At 65.3% G+C, this 12934-nt stretch carries 12 protein-coding genes; all 12 read left to right on the top strand.

All coding sequences use genetic code 11. From position 1 onward, the window contains the following. The first annotated feature begins 1 nt into the window (after nt 1). The gene (gspF, locus tag HDE76_RS12905) at nt 2-1219 is read left to right on the top strand and encodes a type II secretion system inner membrane protein GspF (RefSeq protein WP_184508085.1); all 1218 of its coding nucleotides are present in this window, start codon (nt 2-4) and stop codon (nt 1217-1219) included. 179 nt (nt 1220-1398) lie between these two features. Next, complete coding sequence (gspG, locus tag HDE76_RS12900) at nt 1399-1806, top strand: type II secretion system major pseudopilin GspG (RefSeq protein ID WP_179480746.1); 408 nt, start codon at nt 1399-1401, stop codon at nt 1804-1806. 68 nt (nt 1807-1874) lie between these two features. Beyond that, nucleotides 1875-2372 carry a GspH/FimT family pseudopilin gene (locus HDE76_RS12895; RefSeq protein WP_343205705.1) on the top strand — a complete coding sequence of 166 codons (498 nt, stop codon included), beginning with the start codon at nt 1875-1877 and terminating at the stop codon, nt 2370-2372. Next, entirely contained in the window at nt 2369-2827 is a 459-nt protein-coding gene (locus HDE76_RS12890) for a prepilin-type N-terminal cleavage/methylation domain-containing protein (protein ID WP_218862369.1), read from the top strand. The genes HDE76_RS12895 and HDE76_RS12890 overlap by 4 nt, the downstream gene beginning before the upstream one ends. Next, on the top strand, nt 2824-3498 hold the full coding sequence (locus HDE76_RS12885; protein ID WP_218862371.1) for a prepilin-type N-terminal cleavage/methylation domain-containing protein: 675 nt from the start codon (nt 2824-2826) through the stop codon (nt 3496-3498). The genes HDE76_RS12890 and HDE76_RS12885 overlap by 4 nt, the downstream gene beginning before the upstream one ends. Further along, nucleotides 3495-4382, top strand: a complete 888-nt coding sequence (locus tag HDE76_RS12880; protein WP_179480451.1) for a type II secretion system protein GspK — start codon at nt 3495-3497, stop codon at nt 4380-4382. Before HDE76_RS12885 ends, HDE76_RS12880 begins: the two co-directional genes overlap by 4 nt. After that, nucleotides 4379-5545: a PilN domain-containing protein gene (locus tag HDE76_RS12875; protein WP_179480453.1), complete on the top strand. Its 1167-nt coding sequence runs from the start codon at nt 4379-4381 to the stop codon at nt 5543-5545. The genes HDE76_RS12880 and HDE76_RS12875 overlap by 4 nt, the downstream gene beginning before the upstream one ends. Next, nucleotides 5542-6204, top strand: coding sequence for a type II secretion system protein GspM (gene gspM, locus HDE76_RS12870; protein WP_179480454.1), 663 nt, complete (start codon nt 5542-5544; stop codon nt 6202-6204). The genes HDE76_RS12875 and gspM overlap by 4 nt, the downstream gene beginning before the upstream one ends. Then, complete coding sequence (locus HDE76_RS12865) at nt 6201-6887, top strand: general secretion pathway protein GspN (RefSeq protein ID WP_179480456.1); 687 nt, start codon at nt 6201-6203, stop codon at nt 6885-6887. The genes gspM and HDE76_RS12865 overlap by 4 nt, the downstream gene beginning before the upstream one ends. A gap of 14 nt (nt 6888-6901) precedes the next feature. Next, nucleotides 6902-9625: a type II secretion system secretin GspD gene (gene gspD, locus HDE76_RS12860; RefSeq protein ID WP_179480458.1), complete on the top strand. Its 2724-nt coding sequence runs from the start codon at nt 6902-6904 to the stop codon at nt 9623-9625. A gap of 99 nt (nt 9626-9724) precedes the next feature. Then, nucleotides 9725-12334: an ATP-dependent helicase HrpB gene (hrpB, locus tag HDE76_RS12855; protein ID WP_179480460.1), complete on the top strand. Its 2610-nt coding sequence runs from the start codon at nt 9725-9727 to the stop codon at nt 12332-12334. A 155-nt stretch (nt 12335-12489) separates the two neighbouring features. Continuing rightward, complete coding sequence (locus HDE76_RS12850) at nt 12490-12873, top strand: DUF1161 domain-containing protein (protein ID WP_179480462.1); 384 nt, start codon at nt 12490-12492, stop codon at nt 12871-12873. The last annotated feature ends 61 nt before the right edge of the window (nt 12874-12934 follow it).

Raw genomic sequence — 12934 nt, 5'->3', positions numbered from 1 at the left:
CGTGGCGCAATTCAGCTACAAGGCGGTCAGCGATTCGGGCGAAATGCTGCAGGGCCAGATGGAGGCGGCCAGCGTCGAGGACGTCATCGGTCGCCTGCAGGATCAGGGCCACACTCTGCTGGCCGCGCAGCCGGCCGACGGCGCCGCGGGCGGCAGCGGGCTGGCCGGCTTGTTCAAGCGCGGGCCGTTCAGCGGCGATCAGCTGGCCCAGTTCACCCATCAGCTGGCGACCCTGTTGAGCGCAGGCCAGCCGCTCGATCGCGCACTGAGCATCCTGCTGGACCTGCCCGAGGGCGAGCACGCCAAGAAGATGGTCGAACGCGTGCGCGACCGCGTGCGCGGCGGCACCACGCTGTCGCAGTCGATGGACGAGGAGCTCGGCGTGTTTCCCAAGCTGTACATCAGCCTGGTCCGCGCGGGCGAGGCGGGCGGCTCGCTCGAAGAAACCCTGCGTCGTCTGGCCGACTATCTGGAGCGCGCGCAGGCGCTGCGCGGCAGCATCGTCAACGCGCTTATCTACCCGGCGTTTCTGATGGTGGGCGTGCTCGGTTCGCTGGTCCTGCTGCTGGCCTACGTGGTGCCGCAGTTCGTGCCGATTTTTGCCGACATGCAAGTACCCATTCCGTGGATCACCCAGGCGGTACTGGTACTGGGCAATACGCTGCAATCCTGGTGGTGGCTGATCCTGCTGCTGATCGGCGGTGGCGCATTTTTCTGGCGCGCGCGCCTGCGCGATCCCGATGCGCGGCTGGCCTGGAATACAAAACTATTGACGATGAAGCTGGTCGGTCCGCTGCTGTTGAAAGTCGAAACGGCACGCATCGCCCGCACGCTCGGCACGCTGCTGAAAAATGGCGTGCCGCTGCTGAGTTCGCTGACCATCGCGCGCCAGGTCACCAGCAATCGGGCGCTGGACGCCGCGCTGATCCAGGCGCATGAGCAGGTCAAGGGCGGCTCCGGTCTGAGTCTCGCGCTCGGCCAGTCGAAGCTGTTTCCACGGCTGGCGATGCAGATGGTCCAGGTCGGCGAAGAAGCCGGCCAGCTCGACACCATGCTGCTGAAAGTCGCCGACACCTTCGAGCTTGAATCCAAGCGTGCGATCGATCGCCTGCTGGCTGCCCTGGTGCCGGCACTGACCATCGTGATGACGGTGATGGTAGCGATCATCATGGCGGCGATCCTGTTGCCGCTGCTGAGTCTGACCAGCAATATCCAATGACGATTTTGAACGGAGAGATGACGATGGGTTATTTGATGAAGCGGGAACGGGGAACGGGGAATGGGGAACATGAGAGTGCTTTGCCAAATCAACTCTTGCGCAGCAATGTGAATCCTTTCGAAGCGCGTGACGAAAGTCCGCGATCAACCTCCCGTTCCCCGTTCCCCGTTCCCCGTTCCCTGCGCGCATCGCGCGTCTCAGGCTTCACCCTGCTCGAAATGCTGGCGGTGATCGTGCTGATCGGCATCATCGGCGCGGTGGTGGTGACCCAGGTCGGCAAGAACGTGGACAAGGGCAAGTACGGCGCGGGCAAGGCGCAGTTGATGACGCTCAGCCAGAAAATCGAGAATTACGCGCTCGACAACGGCTCGCCGCCGCAACAGCTCGACGACCTGATGACCAAGCCGGCGAACGCGACGAACTGGCAGGGTCCGTACGCGAAAGAGTCCGAGTTGAAGGATCCTTGGGGCCACCCGTTCGGTTACCAGTATCCGGGCCAGCACGGCAACTTCGATCTGATTTTCTACGGGCAGGACGGCAAGCCCGGCGGCGACGGCTACAGCCAGGATGTCGGTAACTGGCAATGAGCATGTTTAGGAAACGGGGGACGGGGAACAGGGAACGCCAGTGCCAGGCAGGTTGTCTGTCCGCGCCTGTGTTCCCCGTTTCCCGTTCCCTGTTCCCCACGCGCTCACCGCGCGCCCAAGGCTTCACCCTGCTCGAAATGCTGGCCGTGATCCTGCTCATCGGCATTGCGGCAGCGGCGGTTTCGGTGTCGGTGACGCAGGGTCTGGCCAGTGCGCGCATCAACGCGGCCAGCAGTGAGTTGGCGGCCGCGCTGCGCGCCGTGCGGGCGCAGGCCATCGTCAAGGGCGCGCAGCAGAATTTCGACGTCGATACGCGCAGCGAGACCTATCTCAATCTCAAGCGGCAGCCCGTCGCGTTGCCCAAAGGACTGAAGCTCAGCATGACCAGTGCCAAGGACGACCAGCCGAACGATCATACCGGCCGCATCCGCTTTTTCCCCGACGGCAGCTCCACCGGCGGGCGCATCACCCTGGCCAGCGGCAAGCGCGAGTGGCATATCGATGTCTCGTGGCTGACCGGCGAAGTGCGGGTGGTGGATACGGCGACCGCGGTGGCGATGCGATGATTCGCCGGGCGTCGGGGCAGCGCGTGTCGTCGATCTTGCCGCAGCGGGCGCAGGCCGGCTTCAGCCTGCTCGAAGTGATCGCCGCGATCATGCTGCTCGCCATTGCGTTTGCCGCCTTGATGAAAGTGGCCGGTGGTTCGATCAGTCTCACCCAGAAGGCGGCCGATTACAGCGAGGCCTCGCTGTGGGCGCGCGGCCTGCTCGACAGCGCCTTCATCGGTACGCCGATAAAAACCGGCAGCAGCGCGGGTCAGTTCAACAACCGCTTTCGCTGGCAGCTCGCGGTGACGCCGTGGACCGATGCCGGCACCCCGCCGCCGGAAGCGCCCTTGCATTTGTATCAGCTGGATCTGGACGTGCTCTGGGGCCCGACCAGCCATCCGCGTTCGGCGCATTTTCGAACCCTGCGGCTGGCCGGGCAGGACGCTGCCAACATGACACGGCCGGCACCATGAGTGCGGTTGCGATCAAGCCGATGGCCGGCTTCACCCTGCTCGAGGTGCTGGCCTCGCTGGTGCTGCTGTCGCTGCTGCTGGTCGGCGTGTATTCCGGTTTGCGTACGGCCACGCACAGCGTGCGCTCGGGCACGGCATCGGTGGAGCGGATCGATCAGATCCGCTCGGCCCAGCAGTTTCTGCAGCGCGAGCTGGCGCAGACGATGGCCCAGCCGATCCGCAGGAACGATAGCGGCGAAAACATTTATTTTCAGGGCGACGCGCACGAGATGCTGTTCGTCGCGCCGATGCCCGGCTATCTCGGCAAGCTCGGCCCGCAGCTGGAAAGCCTCAAGCTGATCGACGATGGCCACGGCGATGCGAGCCTGGTGCTTACCTTGGCCGTACTGCCGCCGGACGGCTCGCCGCCGAAGGCGCTGGGCGATCCGCAGGTCTTGCTCGATCACATCAAGAGCGGCGGCTTCACCTATCGTGGTGTCGATGCACAGGGCAAACCGGTGCCATGGTCGACTGCATGGCCGGACGGCCGTTTGCTGCCGCTGCTGGTGCGCATTCAGCTGCAGCCGAGCGGCAATTACGCCTGGCCGCTGATGGAAATCCCTCTGCGGGTCAATCCGCTGGCTAGCGGTACGCCCAGCGGCCTGCAGCCGTTGAACGGGATCGCGCGATGAAGCGGCAGCGCGCGCCGCTTTCGCCGGCACGCTCGCGCCAGCGCGGCGTCGCCCTGCTGCTGGTGCTGTGGGCATGCACGCTGCTGGCGATTCTGCTCGGGGGTTATGCGGCATTGGCGCGCACCGAAGGTTTGCAGACGCGCTATCAGTTCGCCCAGACGCAGGCGCACTATGCCGCCGAGGCCGGCATCATGCGCGCGTTCTACGGCTTGCAGGATCCGATCAACAAGAATCGCTGGATCGGCGATGGACGCATCTATTCGCTGGCGTTCGATCACGCCGACGTCAAGGTGTCGGCGATCGGCGAAAGCGGCAAGGTGGATCTCAACGCGGCTTCGCCCGACGTTCTGCAAGCGCTGTTCCAGGCCGCAGGCACGCCTGCGGCGGACGCCAGATCGCTGGCCGCCAGCGTGGCGGATTGGCGCAGCGCGCCGCTGATCTCCAGCGATCTGGACAAGCGTCGCGCGCAATACACGGCCGCCGGTCGCGACTATGGCCCGCGCAACGGTCCATTCGTCAGCATCGAGGAACTGCAGATGGTGCTCGGCATGACGCCGGCGCTGTATCGCACGATCGAGCCCGATATCACGATCTGGTCCGGCAATGCCGCACCCGATCCGAATACCGCGCCACCGCTGGCGCTGGCTGCCATTCCCGGCATGACGCCGGAGCAGGAAGCGATCGTGTATGCGTCCCGCAACAGGAGCGCGACCGATCCCAGTATGGTTCTCAACAACGGAGTAACGCATAGTATCCGGTCGGAAGCGACGCTGGCCGACGGCACGCGCGCCGTGCTGAGGGCGACGATGCGTTTGCAGCAGGGCAATCAAGCAGGCGCACAGCCGTACGCGGTGCTGCGCTGGCAAGAGGGGGACGGAGAATGAGCAAGGCTTCGCAGTCGCTGCGGCCACTATTGGATCGCATGCGCCGCGCGTGGCGTGGTTCGCCGTTGCCGGACTTTTTTCGCTGGTGGGGCGGCGAGTTGCGCGCACTGCTGCCAGCGAGCTGGCAGCGTCTGTTCGGCGGTGGCGACGACTGGTATCTGCTCGAGCACGAAGGCAACCAGTGGTCGCTGCGCCACGCCGGCAACAGTCTGGCGATGACGCGCTGGAGCGACAGCGATGACAGCCTGATCCAGCAAGCGGCGTTGACCAGCGCGCTGAAGCATGTCGATCGCGAAGATCTGCGGCTGGCTCTGCTGCTGCCTGCCGCCGCTGTCCTGCGCCGCACGCTGGCGCTGCCGCTGGCCGCGCGCGACAACCTGCAACAGGTGATGGGATTCGAGATCGATCGGCAGACGCCCTTCAGTGCAGCGCAGGTGTACTACGCCGTGCGCGAACTGCCGCAGGCTGCCGCCGCCGCCGGACGCGTCAATGCCGAACTCGTCGCGGTAACGCGCGGCGCGCTCGATCCGCTGCTGGAGCGCCTGCTCGCGCTGGCCATATCGATCGATGCGGTGGACGTCGTCGCGGGGCATGATCGCCTCGGCATCAACCTGCTGCCGCCGGAACGCACGCCGCACCGCGTGCGGCCACGTCTGCGCCTGAACCTCGCGCTGGCAGCATGTTGCCTGCTGCTGCTGCTGGCGTCGCTGGCGACGTATCTGCACAACCGGCAGACCGCGCTGGCGAGCATGCAGGACACCGTCGAAAGTATGCGCAGCGAGGCACAGCAGGTTTCCTCCTTGCGTCAGCAGCTGCAGGACAACGCGGGCGCCGCCGGCTTTCTGGCCCGGCGCAAAATGAAGGCCGTCAGCATGTTGAGCCTGATGCAGGACATCACCGCCCGTCTGCCGGACACGGCCTGGCTGGAGCGTTTCAGCGTGGATAACTCCGGTCAGGTCGGCCTGCAGGGACAGAGCGTGCAGGCCGCCAAGCTGCTCGACGCGCTGAAGGATTCCAAGCTGATTACCGACGCGAGTTTCCAGGGCAGCATTCAGCCCGACCCCGCCACCGGCAAGGAGCGTTTCTACCTCACCGCGCAGCTGCGCCAGCCGCCCGCCGGTAAAGGGAAATCGTCGACGGCCGGCGGCGGAGGTGTGCCATGAAAAAACCGACTCTGAGCCCGCGCGACAGTCGCTTGGCGGCGATCGGCCTGCTGCTGCTTGCCCTGGTGATAGGTTACTTCGTGCTGCTGCATTGGTGGTTCGTGGCGCCGCTGCGGCAGATCCGCAGCGACATGGTCGATCTGCGCGATACGCAGAGCCGCTTTGCCGCGGCGATCGCCGAGAAGCCGGCGCTGCAGCAACGCATTGCTGCACTCGGTGCAGGGCAGGCGGCGAGCAGCGCGTTTCTGGCCGAGGACGACCCCAATACCGCCGCGGCCGATCTCATGCAGCGCGTGGTCGACGTGGTCGGCAGTCATACCCAGAGCGGCAGCTGCACGGTCAGTCAGAAAGTGCCTATTCCCAATCCGCCGACAACGCCGGGCGAGCCGTATCGCAAGGCTGCCGTCAGCATCAACCTCAGCTGCGATATCGAATCGCTGGCGCAGGTGCTGCAGGCGCTTGAACAGGGCACGCCGTACGTATTCATCGACGATCTGAGCATCTACCGCAACCCGGTCGCCACGCAGCAGAATCAGGCGGCACCGCTGGAGGTGCAGTTCACGTTATCGGGCTATGTGCGCCCCGCGCGCGCAACCCCGTCCGCTGCGCCGCCGGCGGGCAATGCGGCTGCCGGCGGCGGTCAGGGAGACCGCTCATGAACGCTGCCAGCCAACGCCGCCTTACGCCGGTGCTTGCCGGCATCGTGGTGGTGCTGGGCATCGCGCTGGTGGCTCTGATGAGCGGACTCGGCCGCAAGGTGCACTGGGACGAGGCGCGACCGCCTGTCGCGCTGCCGCCATCCACCGACGCGACCCATCTACCGACGCCGCTGCCGCTGGAGAGTTTTGCGCTGGTCTGGCAAAAGCCCCTGTTCACGCCGGACCGCAAGCCGATCGCTCGCGTCGCCGACGGCGGTACGTCGCTGGGCGATCTGTCGCTCACCGGCATCATTCTCACGTCCGGTCTGCGCATGGCCCTGTTGCACGACAAGAACGGCGACCGCCAGATTCGCCTGCGCGAAGGCGAGGCGCTGCCCGATGGCAGCGTGAAGCTGGTCGAGGTTCGCCCACGCTCGGCATTGTTCGACGCATCCGGCGGTCGAACCGAATTGAAGCTGCCCGCTGGCGCACCGATCGACGAGCCAAAGGGAGCTGCACCCGCGCTGGCGAACGGCGATGCGAATGCCAACGGTGCACAGGTGCCGGCCGGTTCAGTGATGACCATTGCGCCGCCGCGTCCCTACGGCAACCCGCCGGCTAATGCACCCACCGAGTCACCGTTGATCGATCGAATCAGACAGGCAAATCAGAGACGCCGTGCCCAAAACGCGGCTTCCCACTAACGAGTAGGTGATTCATGCTTCGCAAGCTCTCTCAGCAAATTCTGCGCGTCGGCGCCATCGCGGTGGCCGTGTCGCTGGTCGGTTGCGCCAACGCACCGGTGCGCGATGACAGTGCGCTGCAGCGCGAGGCGATGGCCGGCACGCAGAATCCGGTGCCCGCGCCGTTGCCGTTGACCAACGGCCTCAATGACGTCGGCAGCGGTGCCGCGCCAAAGTCGGATATCAGCAAGGGCAGCGGCGACTTCATCCATCCCACTGCGCTGGCTACGCCGCGCGCGGCGGCTACCGGCGACGGTGCGGTGACGTTCAACTTCGAAAACCAGCCCGTGCAGGCCGTGGTCAAGGCGATCCTCGGCGACCTGCTCAAGCAGAACTACACCATCGTGCCGGGCGTGCAGGGCAACATCTCGTTCTCCACATCCGAGCCGGTGGACAGCAGCCAGGCGCTGCCGATTCTGGAAACTCTGCTGTCCTGGACGCACAACGCGCTGATCAAGCGCGCCGGCGGTTATGTGGTACTCCCGGAAAAGGATGCCGTCGCTGGCAACATGGTGCCTAGCCTGGGCGCCAGCGCACCGACCGGCGGCCTGCAATCGCGGTTGTTTCCGCTGCGCTATATCTCCGCCACCGAAATGCAGAAGCTGGTCAAGCCCTTCGCCCGGCAGGACGCGGTGTTGCTGGCCGACCCGTCGCGCAATCTGATCGTGATGTCCGGTACGCCGGAGGAACTGGCCAATTATTCCAGGATGGTGAAAACCTTCGACGTCGACTGGTTGCGCGGTACGTCGATCGGCGTGTTCAGTCTGCAGCACGCCACGGTAACCGAGCTGATGCCACAACTGGACGGGCTGTTCGGCGAGCACGGCAGCACGCCGCTGGCCGGCATGCTGCGTTTCATTCCGATCGAACGCACCAACGCGATGGTGGTGATCAGTACGCAGCCGCAGTATCTGCAGGAAGTCGGCGACTGGATCGCCCAGATCGACGCCGGCGGCGGCAACGAGCCGCAGTTGTTCGTATACGACGTACGCAATATGAAAGCCTCGGATCTGGCGAAATATCTGGCGCAGATCTACACCAACGGTGCGGGCAACGGCAGCCCCAGCGATGCCAACGGCAAGGTCGGCCCGGGCCAGACCGCCGGCACCCTGGGTAGCGGCAACAACAGCAGCTCGCAAAGCCTGGGCAGCACGGCCGGCAGCTTCGGTTCGTCTGCGTCCGGCTCCACCGGCATCGGCGGCTTGGGCAGTTCGAGCGGCAGCACCGGCTTGAGTGGCGGTCTGAGCGGCAGCACCGGTGGACTCACTTCGGGTATCGGTGGCAGCAGCGGCGGCCTGGGCGGCTCGACTTCCGGCGTTGGCGGACTCGGTGGTGCCAGCGGAAGCAGCATGGCAAATGGCAGCAACGGCGGTGCGTCGTCGGACGAGCAGTACAGCTCATCCGACGGCAGTGTCCACATCGGCTCGGTCGACAGCAACAATCAGCTGCTGGTCCGCGCACGGCCGGCGCAGTGGAAAGAAATGCAGGCGGCGATCAAAAAACTCGACAACGTGCCGCTGCAGGTGCAGATCGAGACGCGCATTCTCGAGGTGACCCTCGTCAACCAGTTCGCCTTCGGCGTGCAGTACTACCTCGATGGGCTGACCGGCGCCACCACGAACTCCAACGGCTCGATCACTCCCGGCCAGTCGTATCGCCATCGCAATATCGGCGTGGGCGGCGGCGGTACGGTACCGACCAGCGGCGATACGCTGTTCTACTCCTTCATCAACAGCAATACCCAGGTCGCGATCAGCGCGATGGAAACCAGCAGCAATACCAAGACGCTGTCGGCGCCGTCGATGGTGGTCATGAACAACCAGCCGGCGCATATCCAGGTCGGCAACCAGATACCGATCAACCAGACTTCGCTGATTGGCCTGGGCGGAACCGCAAGCACCGATACCACGGCAAGTTCCGTAACTTACATTCCAACCGGCGTTATTCTGGACGTGCAGCCGCGTGTGAATCCGGGTGGCCTGGTCTATCTCAACGTTCACCAACAGGTGAGTACGGCGTCGACAACGACGAATTCGCAGGGCAATCCCACCATCGCCCAACGCGATGTGGCGACTCAGGTCGCGGTGCAGAGCGGACAGACCGTACTTCTCGGTGGTCTGATCACGCAAGATGAAAGTAAAGCCGATACCGGAGTTCCATTTCTCAGCGACATTCCCGTGTTGGGACGCCTGTTCGGTACCACCAATCGCAATCGCGATCGTACAGAGTTGATAGTACTGATCACGCCGAAAGTCATCCGCGGCAGCGAAGATGCCAAGCAGATCACCGACGATTACCAGAGCAAGTTCGAATCGCTCGAACCATTGCACACATCGAACAACCATGCCAGCAACAGCACATCGCCGATGAATCTAGCGCTTGAAACCGCCCTGCAGGCGGGCGTTTCGTCAGGCAACAGGCCGGCCGTAGTCACGCCGCTGCCGACATCATCGAACGCTGCTGCAAGCTGGCCCGAGCAACTGCAGCAGCATGCGGAAGATGCACTGCGCCAGGCCGACTTTGCGAACGCGCAGGATCTGGCTATGCAGTCGTGGCGGCAGGGTACGCATCGCGGATCGCTTTGCGCGCGCAACTGGCAGGTGATCGTGCAGGCGCGCCAGCACAACAACCGACTGGGCAACGTCGACGCGGCGCGCAAGCAGGAAAACGCGTGTATGGCCGCATCGAGCTCGCCGTAGCGGAATCACAACTGTCGATCGGCGAACCACGGAGGGTTCGCCGTGCATCGATCCGGGAATGCCTGTCGCCAGCCGTTATCATCCGCAGCGATGAATGCGATGTCACCAGACTCCCCGAGCCTCCTGTTTCCGATCACGCCACTGCTGGCGCAGATCGGCGCGTCGCTGGCGGACCATCCGCGACTGGTACTCGAGGCGCCGCCCGGCGCGGGCAAAACCACCCAGGTGCCGTTGGCGCTGCTCGACGCGGCGTGGCTGGCGGGCGACAAAATCATCGTGCTGGAGCCGCGTCGTCTCGCGGCCCGCGCCGCCGCGCAGTTCATGGCGCAGCAGCTCGGCGAAGTCGTGGGACAGACCGTCGGTTACCGCATCCGCTTCGAGTCGAAGGTCAGCGCCACGACGCGCATCGAAGTGGTTACCGAGGGCATTCTCACGCGATTGATCCAGCGCGATCCAGAGCTGGCCGGCATCGGTGCGATCATCTTCGACGAATTCCACGAGCGCCATCTCGCCGGTGACTTGGGCGCTGCGTTGGCGCTCGACGTGCAGGCCACGCTGCGTCCGGACCTGCGGCTGATCGTGATGTCCGCCACGCTGGACGGCGAACGCATGGCGCAATGGCTGGATGCGCCGCGCGTCAGCAGTCCCGGCCGCAGTTTTCCTGTGCGTATCGAGCATCCGCCGGCGCGCGCGCAGGAGACGATCGAACATCATCTCGCGCGCGTCGCGCGCCAGGCCCTGGAACAAAACGAGGGCGACGTGCTCGCCTTTCTGCCGGGCCAGCGCGAGATCGCTCGCGCGAGAAACGCGCTGGCCCAGACCGTAACGCAGGACAACGTCGAAGTGCTGGCGCTGCACGGCGAGCTGTCGCAGGTCGAACAGCAGGCTGCGTTGGCGCCGGCAGAATCCGGCATGCGGCCAGCTGGTATGAGGCGTGTAGTGCTGGCGACCAATGTGGCGGAGTCCAGCATCACCCTGCCGGGCATTCGTGCGGTGATCGACGCGGGGCTGGCGCGCGAACCGCGCTTCGATCCGAATTCCGGTTTCACGCGGTTGGAGATCGTGACTATTTCGCAGGCTTCGGCCGATCAGCGCGCGGGCCGTGCAGGTCGCGTCGCGCCCGGTACGGCGTATCGCCTGTGGCCGCAGAGCAAGCGGCTGGAATCGGCGCGGCGTGCGGAAATCAGCCATGCCGAGCTGTCAGGACTTGCGCTGGAACTGGCGGCCTGGGGCGTGACGACCAGCAATACCGACACGCTGCCGTGGCTGGATGCGCCGCCCAGCGGCGCGTTGGCGCAGGCGCGCGCGTTGCTGATCGGTCTCGGCGCACTGGATGACGCCATGCGCATCACGGCGCTGGGTCGCGCCATGCTGGAGCTGGGCGCCAGCCCCCGACTGGCGGCGGCTGCGTTGCGCGCGCCGGCGGTTTTGCGGCCGCTGATCTGCGATCTTCTGGCGCTGATGGAGGCGCGTTCGCCCATGCGCGGCGCGCAGGCCCGTGGCGACGACTTCCGCGTGCGCGTCGCGGCGTTGCACGCATGGCGCGATCGGCGCGGCGGCCCGTCGCGCGGCGCTGGTCCATCCATGGACGTCGGCCGCTCTCGCACGTCCTGTGCTCGCGGCACTAGTCCATCCATGGACGTCGATGTCGGCGCGCTGGCGGCGATCGAGCAGATCGGCAAGGGCTGGCGAAGACGTCTGGACGTCCGAACGCCGGCCAGCGGCGTACCAGACAGTCACGCCGTCGGCGATCTTCTGCTGCATGCGTTTCCCGATCGCGTGGCGCGCCGCGACGAGTCCAATCCCCTGCGCTACACCCTGGCCAACGGTCGCGGTGCGCGCCTGCACGAAAATACCGCGCTGCATGGCGAGCCGTGGCTGGTGGTTCTGGATCTGCGGCACGAGACACGCGATAGTTTGATCCTGGTCGCCACACCGTTCGACCCGGCTGTGTTGGAGCGCGACTATCCGGCGCAGTTCGTGCGCGAGCGCACGCTGCGCTGGAACGAGCCGCGTGCGCTCGTCGAAGCGTTTGACGAACACCGCTTCGGCGCCATCGTGCTGGAGCGCCGCAGCGTGCCGGTGCGGCCGGAAGATGCGCTGCCCGCGCTGCTCGCCGTCGTACGCGCCAAGGGCATCGCCTCGTTGCCTTGGGGCGAGCACGCCAAGCGGCTGCGCGCCCGCATGCAGGCATTGCGCGCGTGGATGCCCGAGCTCGGGCTACCGGACGTATCCGATATGGCCCTGCTCGATTCCGTCGACCGCTGGCTGGCACCCTATCTCAGCGGCAAACGGTCGCTCGATGCGTTGGGCGCGGATGAACTGGCGCAGGCGCTGGCTGCACTGTTCGATTACGAGCAACGCCGCATGCTCGACTTGCAGGCGCCCGAGAGTCTTGTCGTGCCCAGCGGCCAACAGCGCCGCCTCGACTACGCGCCAGACGAGCCGCCGGTGCTCGCGGTCAAATTGCAGGAGCTGTTCGGTCTGGCCGATACGCCGCGCATCGGCGGCGGGCGGATTCCTGTCACGCTGCACCTGCTGTCGCCAGCGGGTCGGCCGATCCAGGTCACGCAGGATCTGAAAGGCTTCTGGGAGCGCACCTATCCCGAGGTGAAAAGGGAATTGAAGGGCCGTTATCCCCGGCATCCGTGGCCGGACGACCCGTGGACGGCGGTACCGACGCATCGCGCAAAACCCCGTGGTACCTGATTTGGGTGCCACGTGACAAACAACGTGCGCAAGCCGATGATCGGCCGTCACCTTGGGTTGGGATAATAAAGCCTGCACTCCAATTTCATCGTGGCAGGCGTTTCATTTATCGTTGTGTTGCTGTACTGAGTTTCAACCCCACAAGGAGAAGACCCATGAACAAGCGTTTTGGATTGATGGCCCTGCTGTTTCTCGCCCTGCCTGTCATGGCTCACGCGTCCTGCGACGACGTGAAGTCGAGCATCGATGCGAAGATCAAGGCCAAGGGCGTCAGCGACTACAAGCTCGATGTCGTGTCCAGCGACAGCGCCGGTGCGGACGCCAAGGTCGTTGGCACCTGCGAAGGCGACAAGAAAATCGTCTACACCCGCGGTGAAGGCGGCAGCTCGGACAGCGCGTCGTCGGACAGCGCGTCATCCGACGGCTCGGCCCCAGCGGATGCCAGCAGCGCCCCGGCCCCGGCGAAAAAGCATCATCATATGAAGAAGGCGACGGACGATTCGTCCGCGCCCGCACCCGCTACTTCCAGCGGCGGTTGATCGGTTCGCTTTGGCTATAAGAAAGGCGCCGAGGGGCGCCTTTCTTATTGACCAGAGCCAC

Origin of the sequence: Rhodanobacter sp. ANJX3 (genome assembly GCF_014200755.1) — a bacterium.
Classification (GTDB): Bacteria; Pseudomonadota; Gammaproteobacteria; order Xanthomonadales; family Rhodanobacteraceae; genus Rhodanobacter.
The sequence above is the reverse complement of the archived record's forward strand: the minus strand, read 5'-3'. Positions and strand labels throughout refer to the sequence as shown.

Bases quoted from the DNA above. Each gene is read 5' to 3' on its own strand.
- HDE76_RS12890 (WP_218862369.1), top strand. From the start codon at position 2,369: ATGATTCGCCGGGCGTCGGGGCAGCGCGTGTCGTCGATCTTGCCGCAG.
- gspM (WP_179480454.1), top strand. From the start codon at position 5,542: ATGAAAAAACCGACTCTGAGCCCGCGCGACAGTCGCTTGGCGGCGATC.
- HDE76_RS12875 (WP_179480453.1), top strand. From the start codon at position 4,379: ATGAGCAAGGCTTCGCAGTCGCTGCGGCCACTATTGGATCGCATGCGC.
- HDE76_RS12865 (WP_179480456.1), top strand. From the start codon at position 6,201: ATGAACGCTGCCAGCCAACGCCGCCTTACGCCGGTGCTTGCCGGCATC.
- HDE76_RS12880 (WP_179480451.1), top strand. From the start codon at position 3,495: ATGAAGCGGCAGCGCGCGCCGCTTTCGCCGGCACGCTCGCGCCAGCGC.
- hrpB (WP_179480460.1), top strand. From the start codon at position 9,725: ATGTCACCAGACTCCCCGAGCCTCCTGTTTCCGATCACGCCACTGCTG.
- gspD (WP_179480458.1), top strand. From the start codon at position 6,902: ATGCTTCGCAAGCTCTCTCAGCAAATTCTGCGCGTCGGCGCCATCGCG.
- HDE76_RS12885 (WP_218862371.1), top strand. From the start codon at position 2,824: ATGAGTGCGGTTGCGATCAAGCCGATGGCCGGCTTCACCCTGCTCGAG.
- HDE76_RS12850 (WP_179480462.1), top strand. From the start codon at position 12,490: ATGAACAAGCGTTTTGGATTGATGGCCCTGCTGTTTCTCGCCCTGCCT.